Here is a 25,090-nt window from a genome sequence, read left to right on the forward strand (position 1 = left end):
AAAAGCAGTTAGCTTATGAGCAACTGACCACTTAATCTAGTCAAAACAAGTTATGCACTTACAATTTGAATCTAGGCTCAAGCGCAAACCGCACACGATAACTTTTGGGATTTTGTAAGCTTGTCGCCTGAGTCAATGCACATGGTTATGTGGGCGATGTCTGATAGGGCTATTCCGCGTTCATTGCGATTTATGGAAGGTTTTGGCGTTCATACATTTAAGTTTATTAATGCCAAAGGAGATGAAAAATACGTTAAGTTTCATTGGAAACCAAAAGGCGGTATGCAGTCAGTTGTGTGGAACGAGGCGCTTAAACTAAATGGCGTAGACCCTGATTTTCACCGTCGCGACATGTGGGAATCAATTGGTAACGGCGACTTTCCTGAATGGGAGTTAGGTGTGCAGGTGTTTGATCAGCAATTTGCTGATGAATTTGAATTTGATGTATTCGATGCCACTAAACTAATACCAGAGGAACAAGTGCCCGTTAGAATAGTTGGGCGAATGGTGCTTAATCGCGTAGTCGATAACTTTTTTGCAGAAACAGAGCAAGTTGCATTTTGTACACAAAACATTGTACCAGGGCTCGATTTTACACCCGACCCGCTACTGCAAGGTCGTAACTTTTCATACTTAGATACTCAAACTAAGCGTTTAGGTGGTCCTAACTTTACGCATATTCCGGTTAATGCGCCTAAGTGCCCAATGAGGCATTTTCAGCAAGATGGCCACATGGCAATGCACAATCCAAAAGGGCGTGTTAATTATGAGCCAAACTCATGGAGCGGCGACGAAAACAACCCGCGCGAATGCCCAGTACATGGCTTTAAAAGCTCAAAGGAACCTGAAGTAAGTGGCGGTGATAAACTGCGTTACCGCTCAGAAACATTCAGCGATCATTACAGTCAAGCTCGTCAATTTTATTTAAGTCAAACAGAGATAGAGCAGGCCCATATTCAATCTGCGTACGTGTTTGAGCTCTCTAAAGTTGAGCATTTACCAATACGAGAACGTTTGGTATCGCACTTGTTAAATATTGACGAAACCCTCGCAAATAAAGTTGCCGAAGGACTTGGCTTGCAAGAAATGCCAGACCCAGCTGAAGCTGCTATGCCAACACGTAAAGACTTACCTGTATCTGATGCGTTAAGTATTTTGAAAAATGCGCCCAACACCTTCAAAGGCCGTAAATTAGGTATTTTAGTAAGTGATGGCTTTAATGCAGAAATTTTTGAATCGGTTACCAATGCACTTAAAAGTGAAGGCGCAAACTTTGAAATTATTGCCCCACAAGTTGGCGGTGCTAAATGCAGTAAAGGTAAGCACTTTAAAGCTGATCAGGTTATTAATGGTGGTCCATCGGTTTTATACGATGCGGTACTTGTACTCACCACTGAAGAGGGAGCTGAAAAACTAGCTGCTATAGCAGAAGCTAAAGACTTTGTAAGTGATGCGTACGCACATATGAAATTTATAGGCTTTACAAATGAGGCCAAGCCTTTATTTAAAGCGGCAGGCCTTGATGGAAAAGTAGATGATGGTTGGATAGATTTAAAGGTAGACTCTGCCGATAAATTTATAAGTACATTGCGTAATTTAAGATTTTGGAAACGTTAGTAAGCTCATTAATTTAAAAACCACAGCGTGTAATTGTTGTGGTTTTTTTATGCTCATCTAGTTAAGGTATTAGTTCAAGCCAACATTAAAATTGGATTTATTATGAAGTTAAATGGCGCTTGCCACTGTGGCAAAGTGGTATTTACGGTCAACTCAAAACACCCTTATCCTTACAATTTATGTTATTGCTCTATATGCAGAAAAACTGCAGGAAGCGGGGGCTTTGTTATTAATTTAAGTGCAGAATATAAAACATTAAAAGTGACAGGTGCGGAGCATATAACGATTTATCACGCTAAAATAGACAATAAAATCAGCCCTGCAGAGCGTCATTTTGTAAGCATTGTAGTGCTAACTTGTGGTTATACGATGCGCGTTGGCCAGATCAAGTTCACCCATTTGCTGGTGCAATTGATAGTGAGTTACCCATACCGCCAGAGCGCACTCATTTAATGTTAGGCAGTAAAGCCCATTGGGTTGATGCGCCTATAAAAAACGGTGATCTGCAGTTTGATCAATACCCAAGCGAAAGTATTGCTCAATGGCATCAACGTTTAAAGTTAGAACAATAAAAATGTATTTTTTAACACTATAAAATAATGGCGAAAATGACGTTGTTGCTTTTATTGATCAGAGCCATTTAGCGTATACGGGCTATTACCACTATCTCATTGAGCTCAATGAGAGAGTGGTAGGTTTAATGTTTAAATAGCAATATACATAAATTAATTCATCCCAGCTTTATAGCGAGGTATTTTATTTCATCGTCACTTATTTGCGGTAAAAAATAAATATCGCCGTATTTAAAATACTGCTGTGAGTTAATTATTACGGCCTGTGCAGCCATAGGCAGTGAGTCGTATGTTTGACCCAAGCGATAGTCCTTTACATTACCCACTTTTATTGCCTGATTAAGGCGAGTTGATGGCTCATCAACAACCGTATAACCATCATTATCCGCCATGTAGTATACATTTTGATAAGTGTAGTAAGTCGTATTATGGTGTTTAAAATGCCTGTAATTTCTTGGTAGCGTATTTATACGCAGGCCTCTAGGTGGTTTAACAACATGGTAGCCTCTTTTAGCTTTACGGTAATAAAGGCCGTCGTTAAACGTAAACGAAATACCATTAAACCTAATCGATGCGCTACTGCGTGGTAAATGGTTTATAAATCGGTTTTGTCTGTAAGTGACTGAATTATGATGGTTTGCTAAGTAGTTATATTTTCTCTGGTTGTAGCGGTGTAGTTCACGCTTTTCCTGTTTGTACTTAGCAAGTTTACGTTTTTCTTGTTTACGGTCTTCTCGTTTTTCTTTTTTATGCTCAATACGCTGCTTTTTTTCATGGCGGCGTTCAACGTGTTTATATTCAACACGTTTGTCGTGATCGCGTTTAAAGCTTTTATCATTCTCTCGCTCGTTTTGTGCTCCAAGCGCAGAGCCTGATACTGCGCCAATGGCGAGCAGGGCAGGTAGTAAAAAAGTAAGTTTCATAGTATTGCCTCGTTTATGTTTTTACATAACTGGGTTCAATACTAGCGGCTCAAACTGAATGTTAACTGACATACAACAGCAAACGGAGTTATGCTTACAGCTTTTTACATTTTACTGACGGTTCTTGACATAACACCTAGTTTTTGACGATTTTAGGAATATTTTGATACACCAAAATGATTAGTGGTATCACAAAAAATGGATACGAAATTAGTAATTAAGCCTTCCTTGGCTTAATTAAATTAACTATTTTTCGTAGAGCGGATAATCGCTATAACCCACTTCAGTACCGCCATACATAGTGGCTGCATCGGCTTCGTTAAACGTCCAATTATTCGCTATACGCTCTGGTAAATCAGGGTTAGCTATAAATGGGCGACCAAATGCAAATAAGTCACCGTAACCTTCACCTAAAATACGCCCCGCTTTTTCTACTGTGTATTTACCAGCATAAATAATGCGACCTGAAAATTCAGCTCGTACTGCTTTATAAAACCCTAATGGTAAATCGGGAGCGTTATCCCAATCAGCCTCAGCAATCGATAAGTAAGCAATACCAGCTTGCTCAAGCACTTTAACGGCTTGTATATAAGTATGGTGAGGGTTTGATTCAACAAGTCCTAAATACACTCGTGTTTCGTCTGTGCTTTCAAATAAAGGAGCAAAGCGTACACCTAAACGGTTTGCGCCTACAACGTCACTTACCGCTTCAACTATTTCTTTTAAAAATCGCAGGCGATTAGTAAGTGTTCCACCGTATTGATCATCACGGTTATTTGTATGCTCAGAAATAAACTGATTAACTAAATACCCGTTAGCACAATGAAGCTCCACACCATCAAAGCCTGCTTCTAAAGCATTGCGTGCAGCTTGAGCGTACATGTTTACCAGTTCACCAACTTCAGTTGTAGTTAGTGCGCAGGGTTCACTTGGGTCAGCCAATGCGCCTTCACCAGGTGCGGTTTCAATAAAGACTTTTACATTGTCAGCAATAATATCTGAAGGGCCAACCGGTTTACCTGAATTTGGTTGTAGTGTGGTGTGCGATACGCGCCCTACATGCCAAAGCTGAGCAAAAATAACGCCGCCTTTAGCGTGTACTGCATGTGTTACTTTTTTCCAGCCTTCAATTTGTGCTTGCGAGTGAATTCCTGGGGTCCAAGCGTAACCTTGTCCACGAGGTTCTATTTGTGTGCCTTCAGTAACCATAAAACCAGCCGATGCGCGCTGCGAGTAATACTCAGCCATTAATTCATTAGGGATATTGCCAGGCTGAGTGCTGCGAGAGCGAGTAAGAGGAGGCATCACAATACGGTTTTTAAGTGTAAAAGGGCCAAGATCAATTGATGAGAATAAAGGGGCGGTGTTAATTAATTCTGATTTCATTTTAAATTCTCTTATAAAGCAAACAAAGGCTTAAATAGTGGTTAAGCGACATTGGCAGCATAGAGATTTAAAGATACAATTTGAAACAACACTTTTTTGTACAGCATACAATTATGAATGGTATTAGTCGGCTTGATATAAAGCAGTTAAGAGTACTCAGTAGCTTATTAGAACTGCAAAATCTTTCACAAGTAGCCAAAAAAATGGGGTTAACGCAACAAGCCATTAGTGAGCAACTACGAAAGCTACGAGATTTATTTGACGATCGCTTGTTTATTCGCCAAGGCAATAACATGGTTGCTACTCCTAAAGCGCAAGGGCTAAAGGCGCCTGTTAACCATATTTTAAAGCAATTAGAGTCGTTACTAGAGCCTGAGCAGTTTAGCCCGCAAACTTATAAAGGTGTGTTTACCATAAGCGCAACCGACTACGCCACGCAGGCTTTATTGCCGCAATTATTTAATATTACCCGCCGTGAAGCGCCAGGTTTAAAGCTGATAGTGCGCGACTTTGCGTCTGACAACGTTAATCAACTTATAACGGCAGGCGAGCTTGATTTACTGATAAGCTTTCCAGAGTTCATACCTGACAACTTAGCGTATGTCACTTTGCTAGAAGAGCAGCACTTGTGTATTACAGGCTGTAAAAATGAGTTTGAAGATGAGCCCTTAACATTGCCGGAAATTGCAGCGCACCCGCAGCTGGTGGTGTCGCCTTCACGCGCTAATTTACGCGGATCGCACGATCAATGGTTTGAAAGCCAAGGGCTAAAACGTAATATTGTTATGTCGGTACCGAGTTTTTCAGCGGTGCCCGACATTTTACATACTACTGATATGCTCGCGTTTTACCCTTCAAGATTATTACCAAATAGTAAAGTTAGACTGCTAGAAGTTGAGGCACTTCCACCTACTTTTAAAGTGATAGCAGCATGGCATCCACGTACTAATAACAGCCCAATTCATAAATGGTTGATAGAGCAATTACAAAACTTATAAAATCCGTAAAAATGCAACAAGATCTAAACGCTCTTGCTTGGTGAGTTTTAATGGTTTTAACAGTTTCGTCGTCTTAGGAAAGTGTGGATCGTTTAATTGGTTTTTCCTAGGCTTAGGTCTTACTCCACCATGGTTATACATATTTACTATGCCTAGTAGATCATCAAAAAGTCCATTGTGCATCCATGGAAATGTTTCAGTTAAACCAAGTAGAGAAGGGGTTCTAAATAACCCTATATCACTTGGATTATTTGTAAAATTAAACCGGCCTTTATCTTCAAAACTACGGCCGTAGTAATGAAGGCCAGTGCCATGAAATTGATTGTCACTTAATAGCGCGCCATTGTGGCAAGTCATACACTTTGCTTTAGTTCTAAATAAATGTAATCCGTTTAATTCATTATCTGATAAACGTCTAAGCGCTTTTTTTGGATTACTCTGAACCTCATTAATAAATGATTTAAAGCGAGTATTAGGTGCAATGAGTGTTCGCTCAAATGCAACGAGGGCTTCTGCCATTTGTGCCATAGAAAGCGTGTCTGAATTAAAGGCACTTTTATTAAATGCCGTATAGCTTTTATCTTTATTGACCCGTATTAAGGCTTCTTGTGGATCTAAGTCCATTTCAATTGGATTGCTAATAGGCATAAGTGCTTGTTGCTCAGCTGTTTTAGCGCGACCATCCCAAAAAAAGCTTTGCCACTGATCTATACCAAAAATAGCAGGGGTATTGCGAGTGCCCACTTGATCATTTATGCCTATAGCAGTGGCACGACCATCATGAAACCCCTTATCTCGTTCATGACAACTTGCGCAGCTTACGGTTTTATCGCGCGAAAGCTGTGGATCATGAAAAAGCTTATTACCAAGTGCAACGTGCTCTGGCAATGGAGTAGCTATTGGCAATAACGAAAGAGGCTCAACTATACGCCCATCACTGGTTTGAATGGCAGGCCAGTTTATCTGCTCTTCGCTATATACTTTTCGTAGTGATTTAGTATCAAGCTGCTGCGGTTGGGCATTTAAAGAAAGTACAATACTTAGAATACGAATAAATTCAGTCATATTTGTAGCTAAGCCCCAACCAAAATACTCGACCAGGCTCAATACCTGATGCGCCCTCTGCAACTGTATACGTTCTCTTATTTAATAGATTGGAAATATCAGCTCGTAACTCTAAGCTTTGGCTATTGGTCAGTTTATGTTTGTATTTTAAACTTAGGTTTAGCATTGTCCTGGCACGTATAGTCTGTTCCTGGTAAACATCAAATAGAGTGGAAACAACTGGGCAGCTAGCACAGGCATCCTCTATATCAATGCTTTCACTTCCTCCTGTATTTACTGCGGTATCGTAGCTCCCTGAATATGAAATGTTTAATCCAGTACTAAATGAATCAACCCAATCTACGTTCCAACCTAATGCAGCCGTGATAGGTGCACCAAAGTTCGTCCGTATCTGAGACAACTGACTTAATGTGACCAGTGATCCTTCATCTTTCGCATTAACATAGTAAACGAGTTCATCAAGTGGGGTGTTATCTACGGTTGCATTATAATTGTCATTTGATATTTCGTTCTCGGCATACGACGTATTTGCCCATACTGAATGGGCACCAAATTGTGCGCTCCAAGCGAGTGAAATCCGCTCTGAACTTCCTGAACCTTGGTTGCTAATATCTATATAAGTGTAGCCATCAATATCGGTTTCGTCTGAAGTGGTACGAGAAAACTGCTGATGTTTTTTACGCTTTACGTATTTTAAAGAAATATTACCAATTGTCTCAAATGCGTGAGCGATACCGAGTGATAACTCATCATCGTAAGGGGTATTCACGTCATTAAATCGATATTTAAAACTGCCAGTATAATTTGAATCTAACCAGTTTTGTAAGTTCCCACTTTCGATAGGTCTATATTGCAGATAAGAAAACTGTTGTTGTTCCTTAATTTTATAACTGATAATTGCAGAGTCGTAATATCGACTTAGGCCGGCACTGATAATGGTTTTTTGATTATCAAATACGTCGTACCCTAATGAAATTCGCGGTGCTACATCGTGGTTTTGTAAAAAGTCATCATAGTTGTAGCGCATGCCTAAATTTACATCAAGTTTACCGTACTTGATGTGGTCGGTAATGTAGAGTGCGTTACGATTTAAATTTACATCTATGTATTCAGCAGGGCTAACTGTTCGGCCATTAAAAAATTGCGCTGTAGTAGTTATGTTATTACTGTAAGCGGTAACGTGCTCCGAGTTGTTAAAGTCAATCTCCCCACCTAGTTGCTCAGCTAATTCTCCTATAGGGATGAGAGTTTCGAGTGCTTGACAATCAAGCGAATAACCACTGCAATTAAGTGGTGTAGTAGCACTAGACCATATAACAGGTGAGCTGTAGTTATAGCCATCTTGAAAGCGCTCACGTTCTATTTGCTGATATTTAATTTCTGCACCAGCCACAACTGAGTGGGTTGATCCTAAAAATTTAAAAGCTTCTAGATTAAATGTATTTTTCCAATTGGTGGTGAATTGGCTGTTATCTAACGCGCCATAACCACCTTGGCGTGAAAAGCGTTCGTCTGCATCGCCTTGGTTAGCGTATTGTCCCCAGTCTTTTCCTTTTGTTTGTAGCCAATTATAAAAATGCGCTGGGCCATCTCGGCTACTATCGCTTATGTTAAAGCTTAAATTACTTGCCCATGTTACATATTTAAAATCTTGCTTCAATTGTATTGCGCTACCATAAGCGCCACCTTCTAACTGATAGTCACTATCGAGTGCATCAGTAATAAAACCATTCACCTCGTAGGGAGAATAGATCATACTTAACGTAAAGTTATCAACCCAGCCGTTCTTATAACCATATTTAAATATAGCGTTAATGTTACGGCGGCTTTGGGTTTTTGTTTGCCCCAGCGATAAATCACTTATATTACTGTTAAGGTAATTTAAGCTAAACATCACACCGTGGCGTTTATTAAGTTGCTTTTTACCGCTCAATGAATAGCTTATTTTTTCGTATACTGGAGCCTCTAATTCAGCTTCATCTGTACTGCTTTGCTTAGTTTCATCGTCCGCTTGAATATAATGATAATCAGCCCAATCACTGTGATTTCCGCGTACAGTAAAGCTAAAACTATCTTTGCCAAACGTTTCTTTTGTTTTGGTATCAACAACACCGCCAGAAAAGCCACCAAATTCAGCCGGAATGTTATGGTCATAAACAGTAATAGACTCAACTACATCAGAGTTTACATTCATGCTTTGCACACCGCCTGACACATCATTACTTGATGATGTTAAGCGGCTACTACTGGCGGGATCAATACGATTATTGTAGTTCATACCATCAAGTGAAAAACCTGTTTGCCAAGGTTGTGCACCTGAGATGGAAATTTCTGGAGCACTTATCTCTGCTAAGCTTTCAATGCTGAATGCCTCATTGCTTAATTGTACGCTTGGTAAAAGTGCAATTAGCTCATTTATGTCGCCATTCCCTTTGGCTGTTGCATCAATAAAACTGCGGTCTAAATACGAACGACCAATAACTTCAGGAACTTCTATCCCTATAAATTGGCCTTTGACTTCAATGTGTTCGATAGCTTCACATAAACTTTTTTTTTCATCAGTGAGTGTGCTGCAATCTTCAGGTGGGGGAGGAGTCTGTTTTTGCTCGGTCGCACCATATGCATTATGGGCAAGCAAAAACAGACACGCATAAATATAACGTGTCTGCATTGTTTTCTCTTATTTAGTTGCCAATTGGAGTGCTGTCTTCGCTATCAGCAATACCATCGTTGTCAGCATCTTCATCGGCTGTTAAACCCGAAGCGGCAATATCTTCATCAGTTACATTTGCTAAGAAGAAGTTTGGAAGCCCGTCGTTATCAGTATCAACACTGGCAACACGGTTATCTCTAAAGTCATCTTTGCTTGCAATTAATTCAGCCATTGTGGTGTAAAGGTCAAGTTGGTCGGCTTCACCGTTCACATCATTAGTTACAAGCGCTGTTGCTTGCTCGTATTCGCCCAATAAGGTATGTGCTTCGATTAAATCTTCCATAGCTTCAATAATGACAGTATCGGCTTGCGCTAAAATAAGCGTTTCAATACCGGAGACAAGTGCTGAGGTTTGTGTTTTCACACTACTGTAGGTGCTAGTAAAGTCAGAAATACTACCTACATTAGCGCCCATGCTAGAAAGCATGCTGTAACGTTCCCAAAAGCCAGTTGCTGATGGGCTAAGTAGTATTGTTTCAATTTTTAATGATTCGAGTATCTCAAGCAGTTGGTCACTTGTTAACGTGCTTAAATTTTCGTTTACTTCAGCTATTGCACTATTAAATGTCGTTAAGGCTAAGTCGGTAAACCCTGCATTTACTAAATAACCTAATGTTTCTAAGCGGTATTCAAAGCGGTCTTCAATGTCATCTAATACACTAATTTTACTAAGTAATTGCGTATTTATTGCGGGGATTTCGTCAGTTAAGCCTGCGCGGTCAAGTGATACCATTACATTGCTGTGAACAACAATTGCAGAAGTGTCGGTTAAAGTTCGTAATGTGCCTGTATTTAGTTTATTTAACATGATTAAACAGCGATTTGCGGCAGCAGCAGTATCTGCGCCGACTTCTCTACTAATGGTGACTAGTAAACCACACCCTTTATAGCCAGCTAAGAAAGAAGTAGATGACTCTGCACTTATGTACTCGTCAGATGAAATAAACTCACCCGCATACGTTAATACGTCTTTCGCTTGTTCGGTATAACCGTACTGATATAAAATTTGCGCTGTGCCTGCGTTGTTGTTTGTTTCGGTCAAGCTTCTGAAAAACTCGTTATAATCACCTTCTTCCGTAAAATAGGCAAAGCCGTCAGCAGCGGCATCGGCCACTGAAGTGCCTGCTATAATGCTTTTGGCTATAGTAAAACTATACATAATTTGTTTAGCACCACTGATATCAAAATCAGATGAAAGTAATGCAAACGCAGGGTTTTCTTCGAGGTCATAAAGGCCTTCTAGTAATCCGGCTAGAGTTTGTAGTGGATAGGTATAAGTACCTAAATTGGCCTCAGTGTATTCTGAAGCAGCAAAGTCATAGTTGCTATCTATGCCCGTTACACCATAAAACGACAGCGCTAAGTTTACGTATTCTCGAGCTAGCTCAAGCGAGTTTGCGCGAAATAAAACCTCTGCCGCCCATGCGGTATAAAGCGCTTTTAGCCTTTGTGTTTTTTTACCTTTAAATTCACCGCTTTTTTGAATTTCGTAACCTGTGTTACTCGAAATATTTACCAGTGCAGCAGCGAATGTTTGTGCTGTAAGCTGATTGGCATCAGTTGGGTTGGCAGCATATACGTCTAATGCACCTTCGGCTGCATTTTTAAACGCTGTTTGAAAGTAACCATATGTTTTTGTGTACTCTTCTTCACGTACAATCTCTGCGTAGCTGTTAATGGTATTTAGCAGGGTTTCTGCTTCTTCAGTTTGCCCTACATCCATATAATCATTTACTAAACCAAGTAACCAAGACGCATCACTACTGTTTATATTTTCAAAGCCCTTTTCAGCTAAGTACTGGTTGTAAGCAGCTAAAGAGCGGGTGCGGTAGTTATTCCCTAATTCCACATTACGAATACTATCTAAAGCAACGGCTACATCTTGTAGGCCACTAGCTAGTGCTGTTTGCTCGTTAATGAGTAATAAATAGTCTTCGGCGGTATCTAAAAACCCAGCACGCGCATAAGCAGCAGCTTGCACTTGATATACGGTATAACGTGAAATTTCATCGTTTATACTTTCGTTAATAATATCGGCTTGTTTTAAGTGTGACTTACTAGAGCTGTAATAAAAATTACGCTTGTCTTCATTCGTCACATACGATGGGCTAAGTGTAATGCTGGCGGTAATTGGTTCATCAATAACACCATCGGTATAGTTAATTTCGAATACTTCGTTAACTGAGCTTAATGTTTGCGCTTCAAAGGTAAATTCTCCAGTACTTTCGTTTATTGTAATTTCACCGCTCTCAGGAGGGGTTACCAAGGTAATGGTTATTTCATCCCCATCGGCATCAGTAACATTAATTGAGCCCTCTGTTGTTGATGAAGAGGTAACAAACACGTTCGTTGTTTGTAATACAGGCGCGTCATTAACATTTTCAACCGTAAAGTTAACCGTTACATTTGTGCTAAGAGAGCTATCACTGGCAGAAATTGAAGCACTATCGCTACCAAAGAAGTCGGCATTAGGTGTGTAAGTAAACTCACCGTTAGCCTCTACTGCTATGATGCCATTACTTGGCGCGTTAGCAAGTGTATAGCTTAGGACGTCATCGTCGGTGGCTGTTACTTGAGCAGTAAAAGAGGTGTCTTCGTTTAAAGTGAAGCTTAGGTTTGGCTCATTAAATAAAGGTGCTTTATTACTAGAGCCACCACCGCAACCAGTTAAAATTAAAGTGCATAATATAGGTGTGAGTTGAATTAGCTTATTCATGATTATTGAACGGTAAAGGTTAATGATGTTGCAAATGATAACGCATATCAATTGTATTTTATACGGAAAAAGTAATTTATATGATAAATTAAGGTGATTTATTGAATGAAATAAAGTTTAAGGGGTTTAAATAAACTAAAAAATAGAATGGTAGTTTGCTAAGGCTGAATGGTTATTCCTTAGCAAACAATAGATTAAGCTTTAATTAACGTCTTTTATTATTAATAAAGGGAAGTGCTTAACGGAACGAGGTTGCCACTGATTAAAAATTATATTTTTAACACCTAAAGACGCAAGTGCCTTGGGTGAGTATGTCCAGCCTCGCGCATGTTTTTTTATTGCTGCTTTGCGTAAACTTGGCTCTAGACCCACAGTAAGTAGGTCATGATTTACATTAAAGTGTTTATACATTGCTCGTTCTCGCTTACTTGCTTTGGCTATAACCTGATCATAATGCGCACGGAGTACTTGCCATTTTTTACTTTTTTTTGGTTCATCTAAATTTTTGACCATAGTGTCTATATCACTGTCGAGCCATTTTGCAGAGGCGGCATCGCCATGCCAGCCAACTATTGCATTTTTCTCAATGGTTGTTGGTTGCCCTACGAGTAGTATGTAGTTAGCACAAGATGAAAAGCAAAAGTCTTTTATGCTCACGCTAAGTTTATGAGCGGCGATCAAGTCAGCTAAATCCATACCAAAATCGATGTTGCCGCCACCGCTGGTAATAGTTAATGCGTTTATCGAAGAATTGCTTTTTAAAAGTTCAGAAGCTTTATTATTTTGAACCTCAGTAATTTGGCCACTGTAATACAGGGTGTTTTTTTTAACGAGCACCAGCGCGCTTGTTGAAAAGCTACAGCATAATAACGATATGTAAATAAGCACTAATTTTATCACTACTTGGTTTATTCCTATTTAATTCAAGCTATAAATATTTTGCAGAGAAACGATTTAATAATGCTAATGAACATACATATAAGCTTATCAAAACAAGGTCTGTAAAGCCGTTATCGCTTTGAATGATGTAAGTACTTAAAGCCATGTGGCCGCCATATGAAAAACATAAAAGTATACCCATAATACTGGTGTTTTTAACAATGTTACCAATTATAAAACTAGCTAAAAAAGCTGCGCATGCTGTAAGTGAAAAATTAGTGGCATATACAAACTGCCATTGTTGTTGTCCAATTAATGGCAACGTAACAATAAAACAAAATATTCCTACGTAAATGGTAAATTTTAATGCACTTTGGATAAAAGCGCTTTTTGCTTGTGCAGTGCTATTGTAAATAGGGAGAGTGTAAAGCAATTCCCATGACTGCGTCCTTTGTGATCGACTCCATTGGCAAAGCGTGAATAGCGCAAGCAAGACATTTGTTAAACTAAACATTGAGTGCTTAGATATATCGTAAAAAAAGTTAATGATTATTGCGCTGGCACTCAATCCTACTAGCAAAATAACAAATTGAGATAGTGAAGGCCCTGCAAAGTAACTCAAAGGGAAGAGCTGTTTATTTAAATACTTAGAGTAACTTGATAAAAAACCAACAGGAACAGGCGACCACCCCGATTGCACACCATGACGATAATTAGCAAAGGCATGACTGCTAAAGTGATATGGTTGGCCAAATTTATCTTTAAATACTAATAGGACTAAGTAAGTAACAATAGCTATAGGGATTAAAAAAACAGGTGTTTTTTCTAATAACACACAACTTATAATGCCTGTGGTGAATATTATGTAACATCCAAGGGTAAATAAATGACTGCTCACTCTACATAAAAGCCATAGCCCTAAACCAAGTGTATTCGCTACAAAGATAGTAGATAAAAGATGAATACTCTGCTCAATAGCTGCATTTATCAGCATAAAACCATTTATTATTGCAATAAACACTTTGCCTTGTTGCGTTATATGTTGGCAATAATCAACAACTAGCGCCTGCCACTCTGTGGCTTGTAAGCGAATACTTTGTAAAGCAAGTGATGCGTATATGCAAATAATCGCAAACATTGCGAGCAGATTAAGAATAACAGGTTCACTACCAATAAATAGGGGGGAAAAAATAGTCGCAAATATTGATGGCACAAAATAACTAGCGGGACCGGCTTCTTTTAACCATAAACCGCTCCAACCTTGGTACCACTTACGGCTTTGTGGCGAACTCATGCATGTAGCTCCACAAACAGTTGCTCTAAAGAAAGCGGATTAATACTCAATGCGCCATCAATTGTTTCGTTGTTATAACCATAAATAATGGCCGAATTTTTGTTTTGAGCTAATACAGTGTAAGCAGTTAAGTTAATGGTGTTATCGGTAAAATTAACTTTTCGGATAGTTTCGCGAATCTCATCTTGTTCATCAAATAACAGCAGTTCACCTTCTTTTATAAGGGCAATATGGCTTGCAACGCGCTCTATGTCGGAAGTGATATGTGATGAAAACAAAATCCCCGAACCGGAATCGAGTGCGAGATCGAACAAATCGCTCATAAACTCGCGTCTGGCAATAGGGTCTAGGCTTGCAACTGGTTCATCTAAAATAAGTAATTTAGGGCGATATGCCATTGCCATAATTAACGCAAGTGTTTGTCTTTGACCTATTGATAAGTTGCTAATTGCAGCGGTGCTTGAAAGTTCAAACCGACCTAGCCATTTGGTTTCAAGCTCGGTATCCCAGTTAGGGTAAAAACTACGATGTAGTGCCAATGCATCGGCTATTTTAAACCCCTCATAACCAAATGACTGTTGAGCAACATAGCCAATTTTAGCTTTGTTTTCAGCATTAATTTGTAAACTTGGCTCTGAAAAAACACTAATATCACCCATATCGGGAGTTACTAATCCAAGTGCACAGCGTAGTAAAGTCGTTTTACCTGCGCCATTTTTACCGAGTAAGCCAATTACCATACCTGGATACACATCTAAATTAATATTTTTCAGAATATTTTTTGAGTTAATTGTTTTATATACATTTTTGTAGCTAAGGAGTGGTTGTTCCATAGGGGTTATTTCCATCGCTTTTTAATTAATTCTATTAAAACAGCTTGCGATACATCGAGTTGTTTGGCTTGCTGAATAAGTTGATCGGCACCATTAAATAATAGCGTATCTTGTTGTTGTGTTTGCTGCTGTGATTTTTGCGCAACACAGGTTGGTTGCCCACGCCTTCGTTCTAACCAACCTTGTTCAACCAATTGACTTATCGCACGCGACACAGTCATAGGGTTAACCGAAAAGTGCTCAGCTATTTTTCTTACTGAAGGTAATTGCTCGCCTATCGATAATTGCCCGCCCACAATCAACCGCACAATTTGTTCATGCAATTGTTTATAAATTGGATCGCCACTATTAGGGTTGACATTAATAAATTCTAACATTATTCTTTCTCTACTGTATTAATACACTAATACACTAATACACTGATACACTGTAGTTAAAGTTATCATATTGAGTGTAAAAAGCAACAAGGGAAAAGTAATGGAAACCATGTTTAATTTACGTAAAAAACTAACTAAGCTAACGCTTTTATCAATATTAGCGGGAAGTGGCAGTAGTGTATTTGCTCAAAGTAATGATCAAATACATACAGCTTTAACCCCATGTTATATGGAAGGGTTAGCCGATAGATTAATGTGTGGCAGTATTAAGCGCCCTCTCTCAGATAGCAGCGCTGATGGCGAAATCGACATTAACTTTGCGATTATTCCTGCTATTAAACCTAGCCACCCTGATGAAGCAGCGCTTGCTTTTGCTGGTGGCCCAGGGCAGGGCGCAATAGAGCTAGCTGCTATTTTTAATCGTAATTTACGATTTGTCCGCGAAACGCGTGATATTTTATTGGTTGATCAACGCGGCACTGGCTACTCAAATAAGTTGCAATGTGAAAGTAATGACCTGCAAACACAGTTTGCATTTAACGATTCAATGACTGATCTCGCATTACTGGGCGCTCAAGAAACACAAAAATGTAAAGCGCAGCTGAATATTGATTTAAGTCACTTTTCAACACCTGTTGCTGCAAAAGACTTTGAAGCTGTGCGTAAAGCTTTAGGTTATAAAGGGCTGCATTTGTACGGGGTATCGTACGGTACACGTATTGCGCAAGAATATACCCGCCAATTTCCAAATTCAGTATTAACGAGTACATTGGATGGGGTTGTACCTATGCAGCAAAGCTTGGCTGCAATAGGCGCAGCTATTGATGATTCGTTAGCGGCTTTATTTGCACGTTGTGAAAGTAATACGCTTTGTAATTCACAGTATCCACAGTTAAAAAATCAATTTAATACCTTAATGACGCAGTTAGATAGCCAGCCAATTGAAACAACAGTGAAACACCCGCGTACATACAAAAACATAACGCTAGTGGTGACTAAAACTAAGTTTTTTGGCGCAATACGTATGGCACTTTATAGCCACTCAATGCGAGCAATTTTGCCTTTGGCAATTAGCAAAGCCGCTAATGGTAATTTTTCGCCATGGGTTGGATTGATGTCGGGCGTTGATATAACTGAACAGCTCGCAATGGGCATGCACAATGCCATTGTATGTGGTGAAGATTGGCCGCAGCTTAATGAGCAAAAGCGTTCAAAATATAATAAAAGCTACATGGGAAAAATGATGATTGAAGGGTTTGATGTAATGTGCCCAATTTGGGATGTAACCCCAGTAAATAAGAGCTTTTATAAGCCCGTGACCACTGAAGTGCCTACTCTATTACTTTCTGGTGGGCGAGACCCTGCAACCCCTGCAAGTTGGGCTGAGTTGGCAATGGTAAATATGAAAAATGCCACTCATTTGGTGTCACCTTCGGCAACTCATGGTATTGGCTCACAAACATGCGCGCCCAAAATAATTGCCCAGTTTATTAATCAACAAAATATGCAAGATATAGATAAAAAATGTATCAATAACAATAACGATAAACAGTTTTTTATGAATATAAATGGTGCAGCCAGTTCAACAATTCAAAGTATGGAGTAAAGGTATGATTAAGGTAACTAATCTAACTAAAAAAATTGGCGATGTTAACGCCCTTAACGGCCTAAGCTTTGATGCGCAAAATGGCCAAATTACAGGTTTGCTTGGACCTAATGGTGCAGGCAAAACAACCTGTTTACGTACCGTGTTCGGGTTATTAAAAGCCGACAGCGGTGAAACCGAAATAGACGGCATAGATGTAGCAAAAAATCCTATGGAAGCTAAGAAAAATTTAGGATTATTTCCTGATCCGTGTGGCCTGTATGAGCGATTAACACCTAGAGAATATATTACCTTTTTTGCACAATTAAGCGGGCTTTCGTCTGTAAAAGCGAAAGCAGCAACCAGTGAGGTAATAAAAAAATTAAATATGGACGATATTGCGGATCGCCGCTGCCAAGGTTTTTCACAAGGCCAACGCATGAAAACCGCTTTAGCACAGGCTGTGGTAAATAATCCGTCTAACGTTATTTTAGATGAACCTACACGCGGCTTAGATGTAATGAGCACACGTATTTTAAGAGATCTACTTATACAGCTAAAGGAACAAGGACATTGCGTGCTTTTTTCATCGCATGTGATGCAAGAAGTTGCCGCATTATGTGACCACGTAGTGATCATGGCTAACGGCCAAGTAATAGCGCAAGGTTCGGTAGATGAACTGTGTGAAAAAGCAGGAAAAGCCACACTAGAAGAAGCATTTATTGAGCTAATTGGTAGCGATGAAGGAATAGCAGCATGATTAACTTATTAAAAGTACTCTATAAAAAAGAAATCATTGATGCCAGTCGAGACAAACGTTCAGTGATGGCGGGCTTGTATTACGCAATAGGTACTCCCATTGCAATGTGTTTACTATTAAGTGTATTACTGCAACAGCTTACATCGCCCGAAGGGCTCAAAATCACCATAGTAAATGCGGAGCAAGCCCCTAGTTTAGTTGCGCATTTAAAGGCCAATGAAATACAGAGTACAAACGATAAAAATGACGAACTACTCAAGTCTATTACATTAAATATTAGTGATGACTATCAAAAAAATATGCGTGAAGGTCGCCCTGCAACAGTTACATTAATTGCAGATAAATCAAATGATAAACTTGGTAAGCATATAAATCGTATTGAAAAAGCTCTGGCAAGTTATAACGCTGAAGTGGCTAGTTTACGTTTAATATCGCGTGGCATTGATCCAAGCATTATGCGTACCTTAGCGGTAGAGACGCATGATGAGGCGACTCCAGACTCTAAAGGCGGTATGTTTTTAGGCATTGCTACGTTGTCTATAATTTTAACGGTATTTTACGCCGCGATGAACCTAGCTATAGATACTAGCGCCGGTGAACGCGAACGTAATTCGCTGTCGTTATTATTAAGCCATCCGTTGAGTAGCTTACAAATTGTACTTGCTAAATCGGCCGCTATTGCCAGCTTTTCGATGCTAGGACTCGTAATCATTTTAATTGTATCTAAAATTACATACGGCTTAGTACCTTGGCAACAGCTCGGCTTTAGTATCACTATTACCCCAGCATTTATGCTATTTTGTTTTGCAGTATGCTTACCTATTGCATTAATGTCGGCAAGCTTGCAGGTATTTGTTTCGTTTATGGCAAAGTCGTTCAAAGAGGCACAGTCATATGTAACTATGGTGTTATTTATTCCTATGTCGCTAAGTATGATAACTACCTATGACATTGCCACCGATATTATACAGTGGGTTCCTATTGCGGCTCAGCAATATGCACTTATTGAGTTTATCAAAGGTAACCCATTGCCAGTACCACAATTAGTACTTTCTACCTTGATTACATTAATATTATTTAGCGTGTTTAGCTTTTTAAGCAGCCGAATGCTGAAAAGTGAAAAGGTTGTGTTTGGTTTGTAACCCCACGCTTAAAATGTATTTCAAGCAATGCCCATAGTTTAACTAACATGGGCGTTTTTATATCCGACGATAAATAATGGCTATAGTTTATATTTTTTGAAATTAAAAAGAGGTGCTCACAAAGGGGGCAGAGAAGCTACGCTTAAGAGTAGAAAATACCTGTGTTGTATGTTTTTCTGAGGCTGAGGACGTACTCAAACATAAATATGGGAGGTATAAAGTAGAAGTGATGTAGTAAGGAATCATGAAAACGCAGTAACGTAGTTACAATCTTAAAAACACCTGTTGAGATGGTATTTAGGGAAAATCTAGAAATAGCTAAATATGGCGTAACAATAATTTTTGTATTTACTCTCATAAAGTGTGCCCATTTAACCCATCTTTAACTCTCGCCCTAATAAACTGCTCGTAATGGTATGAATTAAGCATAATTAATGGTTTATTTTAAAAAGCACTCAACCAGTTTGTTACTTGCGCTTAGTTGTACGCTTGCTGCATGAAGCAGCCAGTCAAGCTATCAAGGTAATAGTATATTGCGCAGCGAGATCTCTATAGTAAATACAGCGTACAAACTAATACGGCACGCTACTAATAATAAAAATAAGCCCGCTAATGTTGACTACGGTTTAGGGCTGGAGTTAAGCGAAAAAATAATAAAACGACACGGTTGGGTATACGAAGTAAACGATATGCCCGAGCGTTATGAAGTGGTGGTCGATTTTAGTTAATACGCTTTTTTTAATCCTTGAGTTTTTTTATATCTAAAATATTTAATGTAACGCTGAGAATATAAAAAACTTAGTGATAGTAATGTGTTAAGTAATTTGTTAAAACTATAAATAATAAAGAATATTAACGATAGACTTACATGGAGTGTTAATTCATATGTTCAAATTTATAATTATTTTAATCTCAATTACTTCTTTCAATGCCTTGGCTGCAGAGAAGGTTAAACTTGGAGTTTTAGGGAACGTTGGAACTGATGGTTTTTTTAGCCCGACGGTAACGTCATTTATTATTCAAAAAGTAGAACCTAATTCACCAGCTGAAAAAGCAGGGATTGTTGCTGGGCAAAAAATAATTTCTATAGAAAATTGTAAAATTCCAGGCTGCCCTGCCAGTGAAGCAAAAGAATTAATGCGCAAGGAGTCTGGAGAGATTTTACAATTACTTTTAGAGAATGAAGATGGTAGCCAAGTACCTTTAAAAATCCCTATGAATGCTTGGTAGCCTGATCAATTTTAAATACCTAAATATACCCAGCCTATAAAGCATGGTTATTTCCAAAGCGTGGTTGTGTGTAAATGAGCTAGACGCAGTAAATGTTGGCAACGTTAGCGAGCTTTTGGAGTACTACTTACTCGGTTTATATGTAGGTTACTGCTTAAAGTAATTGGGATAGATTAAAAAGGTTTGATCAGTAATAACCTTATTTAATTAATGAATACATTGGTATTGCGTTAAATACGGCAATACCAATGATTATTAGACTAAAGCTTATAGATCGCTGCGCCAGCCCATGCCTGACTCTTCCATTAAACGCTCGTACACGCCTTCTATGTTAAGCGGTAACCATGCATCAAACTGTTTAAAGTCACTAAATTGGTCTAATTTTACATTTTGTTTAATTTCGTCAAGCGTATTACCGGCTAAAACGCCTGCTGTTACTTGCCTATATAAAAGCTCTAAATAACTTAAGTAACGCGCTACATCAGCCTTGCTGCCAATATCGGCATGACCACCTACAAAAGTATCAAAGTCATATTTGAGTACCGCTTGGGTTGAGTTAATCATGCCTTGAATATCGTAACTCCACAGTTTTTGCCATGGCATTCTGCCAATAACAATCCAATCAACTACAAATAGTGTTTTTTGCTTTTCGAATAATATACTAACCGAACCACGACCGTCGTTTGGACCATGATAGTTAAGTTTTACTGTTGACTCACCAAGGGTAAGTAGTAGCTCGTCATCAAAAATAAGGCTGGGCGCTACCGTTTTCATTTGTGTATTTTTAATATCTTGCGCAGCGAGTTTATGCGCTATAAACGTGGTGTGCGGGCTTTTAAATACCTCGGCGCCGTAAATATGATCGCTGTGATTATGGCTATAAATTACATATTTTACAGGCACGTTATAGCGAGTTTTAATTTGCTCGCTTAACCAGGTGGCGGCTTTTTTATTAAGTGGGTCGGTAACAATCGCGCCCTCAGAAGTGATTAAAAATACTGAGCGGTGTCTGTCGTCTATAAAGCGGTGTAAGCCATTGCCTAGGTCTTCTATTTCATAGGCTTGTGTGGCAAAGCCCATAAATAATAGGGCTGTAGTTAATAGTTTTTGTAGCAAGCGGGGCATACACCATTCCTTTTTAAATTAATTAATAACACGTTTAAAAGAAGAGAGTGCAAGGCCGTAAAAAATTTCAGTTGTTAGTTAAATTAAAACTTAAACCTAAGCCTAAACTTAAGTAAAAGGATCAAATATAAGGATGAAATAAAAAGCCATTATAAAAATGGCTTTAGATAGGTTGGTTGGGTTTATCTTTGTGTTAGTTGTTGGTTTATTTCTTCAAAGATACTGGCATCGTCTATGGTTGAAGGTATTTGTAGCTCTTCGCCATCGACTAGTTGGCGCAAATTTTTACGCAGTATTTTACCCGAGCGAGTTTTAGGTAACCTATCTACGCTAACTATATTTTTAAGGCACGCAATAGCGCCAATCTGATTACGAACACTTAAAACAAGCGCTTCTTCCACGTCGGTACTTGAGCCCATAAAATCATTTTTAAGCACGATCATTCCCATAGGAAGCTGCCCTTTTAGAGGATCGTTTACACCAAAAACAGCGCATTCAGCAACAGCAGGGTGCGCGGCTACTATCTCTTCCATTTCGCCGGTAGAAAGCCTATGCCCTGCTACGTTTATAACGTCGTCGGTTCTGCCCATAATAAATAGGTAGCCGTCTTCATCAATATAGCCGCCATCGCCAGATAAATAATAACCTTCGTATTCATTTAGGTAGCTTGCTTTAAAACGCGAGGTATCTTGCCAAATTGTTGGTAGGCAACCCGGTGGTAGTGGCAGTTTAATTACCACGGCGCCTTGCTCGTTAGCTGCGCATTCATTGCCATCCATATCTAATATTCGCACGTCAAAACCAGGAGTAGGCACGGTAGAGCTGCCAGGTTTTGTTGCTAAGTACTCAAGCCCTACAGGGTTACAAGCAATAGCCCAGCCAGTTTCGGTTTGCCACCAATGATCGAGCACTGGCAGTTTGGTTTTTTCTTTAAGCCATTCGTAAGTGGGAGGGTCTAATCGCTCGCCAGCTAAAAACAAACGTTTTAAACTAGAGGTATCGTATTGATTAAAACCATCAGCATTTGGATCTTCTTTTTTGATTGCTCTAAATGCGGTGGGGGCACTAAATAATGCATTTACTTTATATTCTTCAACCACGCGCCAAAATGCACTGGCGTCGGGTGTTTTAACGGGTTTACCTTCATATAATACAGTTGCGCAGCGATACATTAGCGGCGCGTAAGCTATATAAGAGTGCCCAACTACCCAGCCAATGTCAGACGCTGCCCAAAATACGTCGCCGGGCTTCATACCATAAACGGTTGCCATGCTGTATTGCATTGCCACTGCGTGACCGCCATTTTCGCGCACTACGCCTTTGGGTGTGCCTGTCGTGCCTGAGGTATATAAAATATAAAGTGGATCATCTCCATTTACAGGCACCGGATCTGCGCTTGCAGCAGTTTGCATTGCCTGAGTCCAATCTATGTCTCGTTCAGGCTTAAGAGTGGCGGTTACTTGTGGGCGCTGATAAATAACGCAGTGTTCTACTTTGTGCGTAGCTAAGTCTATTGCGTTATCAATAAGTGGTTTGTATTCAATAATGCTGTTTATTTCAACACCGCATGAGGCGCTAAGTATAAGTTTGGGCTTGGCATCATCAATGCGTACAGCTAATTCATGTGCAGCAAACCCACCAAATACCACCGAATGAATAGCACCAAGACGAGCGCACGCCAACATACCAATAACAGCTTGTGGGATCATGGGCATATAAATAACAACGCGATCGCCTTTTGTAACACCTAACGATTGCATTACGCCTGCAAATTTAGCAACTTCTTGTTGTAGTTGTGAGTAGTTATAAGTTTGCTTTGTGTTAGTGACTGGAGAGTCGTAAATCAGTGCGGTTTGCTTACCAAATCCGGCAATAACATGTTGGTCTAGCGCTAAAAAACTGGTGTTTAATTGCCCGTCGCTAAACCAATGATAAAGCCCGTCGTCGTCTTGTGTGTATGCTGTTGTGGGGGTTTTATACCATGGAATATTTTTACTTTGTTCGAGCCAAAATTGGGCTGGGTTTTGTTTAAAGCCATTATATTGCTGTTTATATTCGCCTGACATGTAAGGCTCCTAAAGCTAAATTTGTGTGTGAGAGACCTTACAAAATGTAGGCTTTTTTTAGCAAGCAAGCTATTCGACCTTGGTCGGTTAAAAGTTAATCAACACACTGGTTTTAAAAATACAAAATTGACAATACAAAGCGTGTGGTTCAGCATGGCAGGCAGTAAAAATAAGAGAAAACACGATATGAGTAACGTAGTAAGAGTAGGGGTTGCGGTTATCATAAAGCATCAAAACACAATTTTACTAGGTGAACGCATTGGCGCGCATGGTGCTAATACATGGGCAACACCTGGTGGGCATTTAGAGTTTGGTGAAAGTGTTGAGCAATGTGCAATACGAGAAGTGTTTGAAGAAACAGGTTTAAAGGTAAGTAAAATTACTAAGCTTGATTTTACCAATGATATTTTTACAGCAGAGAACAAACACTATATTACGCTGTATGTAAAAGCTGATTTTGAAGGCGGAGAGCCTGAGCTTAAAGAGCCTAATAAATGTTTAAAGTGGCGCTGGTGCGATATTAATAATCTACCAACGCCACTGTTTACATCACTAAAAAATTACTTATCTGAGACTGCCTAAGCTAATAAGTTATTTTGTTGGCGGTGTCGCTGGGCTTAACGCTAGTTTACTAAAGCTTACTTGAGCGTAATCGCCATTTTGTTTATCTGTAGTCCAATCGCCAGTACCTAAACAACCTGGGTACCAAATACCTTTCGCGCTTTTAGTACTACATTGGTTATAAGCACCGGCTTTAAAGTAATGCCAATCTGCGGCGTAGCCATGTGGGTGATCTTTTTCGTCCACTTTGCCATAAGCATCTACGTTATTACCTAAGTTAATAGAGTAGTTAACGTCTTCTTTGCCTTGTGCGCTAAATGTAAGGTGCATAACATTTTTATACACATTTACTGTGTAGCTAAATTCTTCACCTAGCGCAATACCGGCACTGCCAGGCTCGTTAGGGTTTTCCCATGTATTCCCCCAAACTGGGTAAGTAATGTCTGTACGGTCAGGATTTGTTTTAGCTAAGTTACGTTCGTAGTTCCAAAAAACTGAGCCTGTTTTGTGCCCTGGCCATTTTTTGTAATATATTTTAAGTGGCTCATTGCCCCAGCCATAACCAAGCTTGGTATCAATAAGTGCCTGATCTTTACCTGCGTGAATTTGTCCTACAACAACAGAGTAAGCCGCTTTTTTATCAGGATCAGTTGCACGTAGCGCAACGTGATCTACTTTTAACGTTGCTTCCATTTTTCCACCAACAGAACCAAATCGGTCAGATAACGGATGTACAGCTAAAGCAAAGTTGTTTTTAGAGTGTTTAGTTTTAATTTTAGTATTTGATCCACGGATCATTTGTCTAAGTTCACTACGAGTATTAGTAGAGTTAGCACTTGTAAGCGCTTTATTAGGCGAGGTAAATACCATGTAGCCTTTATCATCAAGATAGAAAAAATCAGGGTGTGCGTAAGTCTGAATTTCTTCTACATCTATTTCATCAATTTTACCGTCGTTGTTTAAATCAACTGGTACATTTATTTTCCAGTGTGATAAATCAAACTTTGTTGCAGGTACCGGCGCATCGCTTTGCTGATTAGTGCTTTGGGTACTTGAACAAGCCGTAAAAAGTAGAGGTGTGATAACGGCTAAAGCCGTAAGTTTAAATGTGGATGTATTTTTTATCATTATTGTCTCTGTGTGATGAAGTAAAAATTGTGCGGTAAAGACATCGCTCAACTTCAATCTAACATACCAATTTAAAAATTAAAACTTACCAATTTTGTGTTTTTTATAATTAAACCTTAT

The 25,090-nt window shown here is 39.3% G+C and carries 19 protein-coding genes and 2 pseudogenes; 9 read left to right on the top strand and 12 right to left on the bottom strand.

Annotated elements, in window-relative coordinates:
• Positions 1 to 78: 78 nt before the first annotated feature.
• Positions 79 to 1,617: pseudogene (locus NRL14_RS11750) on the top strand (catalase); the annotation flags it as partial.
• 102 nt (positions 1,618 to 1,719) lie between these two features.
• Positions 1,720 to 2,189 (top strand): annotated as a pseudogene (locus NRL14_RS11755) (GFA family protein).
• 158 nt (positions 2,190 to 2,347) lie between these two features.
• Here NRL14_RS11755 and NRL14_RS11760 read toward each other — a convergent pair.
• On the bottom strand, positions 2,348 to 3,112 hold the full coding sequence (locus NRL14_RS11760; protein ID WP_306724727.1) for a DUF6515 family protein: 765 nt from the start codon (positions 3,110 to 3,112) through the stop codon (positions 2,348 to 2,350).
• A gap of 246 nt (positions 3,113 to 3,358) precedes the next feature.
• Positions 3,359 to 4,498, bottom strand: coding sequence for an alkene reductase (locus NRL14_RS11765; RefSeq protein WP_306724728.1), 1,140 nt, complete (start codon positions 4,496 to 4,498; stop codon positions 3,359 to 3,361).
• Positions 4,499 to 4,578: 80 nt separating this feature from the next.
• On the opposite strand from NRL14_RS11765, the gene NRL14_RS11770 reads away from it, so the two are divergent.
• The gene (locus NRL14_RS11770) at positions 4,579 to 5,496 is read left to right on the top strand and encodes a LysR family transcriptional regulator (protein ID WP_008135084.1); all 918 of its coding nucleotides are present in this window, start codon (positions 4,579 to 4,581) and stop codon (positions 5,494 to 5,496) included.
• Here the strand turns inward: NRL14_RS11770 and NRL14_RS11775 are convergent.
• The 7 genes from NRL14_RS11775 to NRL14_RS11805 form a co-directional block, all read right to left on the bottom strand.
• A complete protein-coding gene (locus NRL14_RS11775; protein ID WP_033029942.1) occupies positions 5,491 to 6,561 on the bottom strand; it encodes a cytochrome-c peroxidase in 1,071 nt (356 codons plus the stop codon). The two genes, NRL14_RS11770 and NRL14_RS11775, sit on opposite strands and share 6 nt — an antisense overlap.
• Complete coding sequence (locus NRL14_RS11780; RefSeq protein WP_306724729.1) at positions 6,554 to 9,232, bottom strand: TonB-dependent receptor; 2,679 nt, start codon at positions 9,230 to 9,232, stop codon at positions 6,554 to 6,556. Before NRL14_RS11780 ends, NRL14_RS11775 begins: the two co-directional genes overlap by 8 nt.
• A 13-nt stretch (positions 9,233 to 9,245) precedes the next feature.
• A complete protein-coding gene (locus NRL14_RS11785; RefSeq protein WP_149614435.1) occupies positions 9,246 to 11,990 on the bottom strand; it encodes an Ig-like domain-containing protein in 2,745 nt (914 codons plus the stop codon).
• 201 nt (positions 11,991 to 12,191) lie between these two features.
• Complete coding sequence (locus NRL14_RS11790; RefSeq protein ID WP_232224820.1) at positions 12,192 to 12,890, bottom strand: hypothetical protein; 699 nt, start codon at positions 12,888 to 12,890, stop codon at positions 12,192 to 12,194.
• 28 nt (positions 12,891 to 12,918) lie between these two features.
• Positions 12,919 to 14,163, bottom strand: coding sequence for an ABC transporter permease (locus NRL14_RS11795; RefSeq protein ID WP_306724730.1), 1,245 nt, complete (start codon positions 14,161 to 14,163; stop codon positions 12,919 to 12,921).
• A complete protein-coding gene (locus NRL14_RS11800) occupies positions 14,160 to 14,996 on the bottom strand; it encodes an ABC transporter ATP-binding protein (protein WP_007376927.1) in 837 nt (278 codons plus the stop codon). Before NRL14_RS11800 ends, NRL14_RS11795 begins: the two co-directional genes overlap by 4 nt.
• 5 nt (positions 14,997 to 15,001) lie before the next feature.
• Positions 15,002 to 15,373, bottom strand: coding sequence for a GntR family transcriptional regulator (locus NRL14_RS11805; protein ID WP_007376926.1), 372 nt, complete (start codon positions 15,371 to 15,373; stop codon positions 15,002 to 15,004).
• A 100-nt stretch (positions 15,374 to 15,473) separates the two neighbouring features.
• Here NRL14_RS11805 and NRL14_RS11810 point away from each other — a divergent pair, with 100 nt between their 5' ends.
• The 5 genes from NRL14_RS11810 to NRL14_RS11830 all read left to right on the top strand — a co-directional run bounded on the left by NRL14_RS11810 (position 15,474) and on the right by NRL14_RS11830 (position 20,090).
• Positions 15,474 to 16,979 (top strand): alpha/beta fold hydrolase, encoded by a 1,506-nt coding sequence (locus NRL14_RS11810; protein WP_306724731.1) that lies wholly within the window; start codon positions 15,474 to 15,476, stop codon positions 16,977 to 16,979.
• Positions 16,980 to 16,983: 4 nt separating this feature from the next.
• Positions 16,984 to 17,718, top strand: coding sequence for an ATP-binding cassette domain-containing protein (locus NRL14_RS11815; protein WP_306724732.1), 735 nt, complete (start codon positions 16,984 to 16,986; stop codon positions 17,716 to 17,718).
• Positions 17,715 to 18,860, top strand: a complete 1,146-nt coding sequence (locus NRL14_RS11820; protein WP_306724733.1) for an ABC transporter permease — start codon at positions 17,715 to 17,717, stop codon at positions 18,858 to 18,860. The genes NRL14_RS11815 and NRL14_RS11820 overlap by 4 nt, the downstream gene beginning before the upstream one ends.
• Positions 18,861 to 19,393: 533 nt before the next feature.
• On the top strand, positions 19,394 to 19,588 hold the full coding sequence (locus NRL14_RS11825) for a hypothetical protein (protein WP_033029950.1): 195 nt from the start codon (positions 19,394 to 19,396) through the stop codon (positions 19,586 to 19,588).
• 157 nt (positions 19,589 to 19,745) lie between these two features.
• Positions 19,746 to 20,090 (top strand): PDZ domain-containing protein, encoded by a 345-nt coding sequence (locus tag NRL14_RS11830; RefSeq protein WP_033029951.1) that lies wholly within the window; start codon positions 19,746 to 19,748, stop codon positions 20,088 to 20,090.
• Positions 20,091 to 20,357: 267 nt separating this feature from the next.
• Here NRL14_RS11830 and NRL14_RS11835 read toward each other — a convergent pair whose 3' ends face one another.
• Both NRL14_RS11835 and NRL14_RS11840 read right to left on the bottom strand, forming a co-directional pair.
• Positions 20,358 to 21,215, bottom strand: a complete 858-nt coding sequence (locus NRL14_RS11835) for an MBL fold metallo-hydrolase (protein WP_306724734.1) — start codon at positions 21,213 to 21,215, stop codon at positions 20,358 to 20,360.
• Positions 21,216 to 21,397: 182 nt separating this feature from the next.
• Positions 21,398 to 23,281, bottom strand: coding sequence for a propionyl-CoA synthetase (locus NRL14_RS11840; protein WP_306724735.1), 1,884 nt, complete (start codon positions 23,279 to 23,281; stop codon positions 21,398 to 21,400).
• Positions 23,282 to 23,467: 186 nt separating this feature from the next.
• Between NRL14_RS11840 and NRL14_RS11845 the strand changes: the two genes are divergently transcribed.
• Complete coding sequence (locus tag NRL14_RS11845; protein ID WP_198403019.1) at positions 23,468 to 23,863, top strand: NUDIX hydrolase; 396 nt, start codon at positions 23,468 to 23,470, stop codon at positions 23,861 to 23,863.
• A gap of 9 nt (positions 23,864 to 23,872) precedes the next feature.
• Here NRL14_RS11845 and NRL14_RS11850 read toward each other — a convergent pair whose 3' ends face one another.
• Complete coding sequence (locus NRL14_RS11850; RefSeq protein ID WP_008135105.1) at positions 23,873 to 24,970, bottom strand: polysaccharide lyase family 7 protein; 1,098 nt, start codon at positions 24,968 to 24,970, stop codon at positions 23,873 to 23,875.
• Between the last annotated feature and the right edge of the window lie 120 nt (positions 24,971 to 25,090).

This window comes from Pseudoalteromonas sp. 20-92, from assembly GCF_030847595.1.
Classification (GTDB): domain Bacteria; phylum Pseudomonadota; class Gammaproteobacteria; order Enterobacterales; family Alteromonadaceae; genus Pseudoalteromonas; species Pseudoalteromonas fuliginea.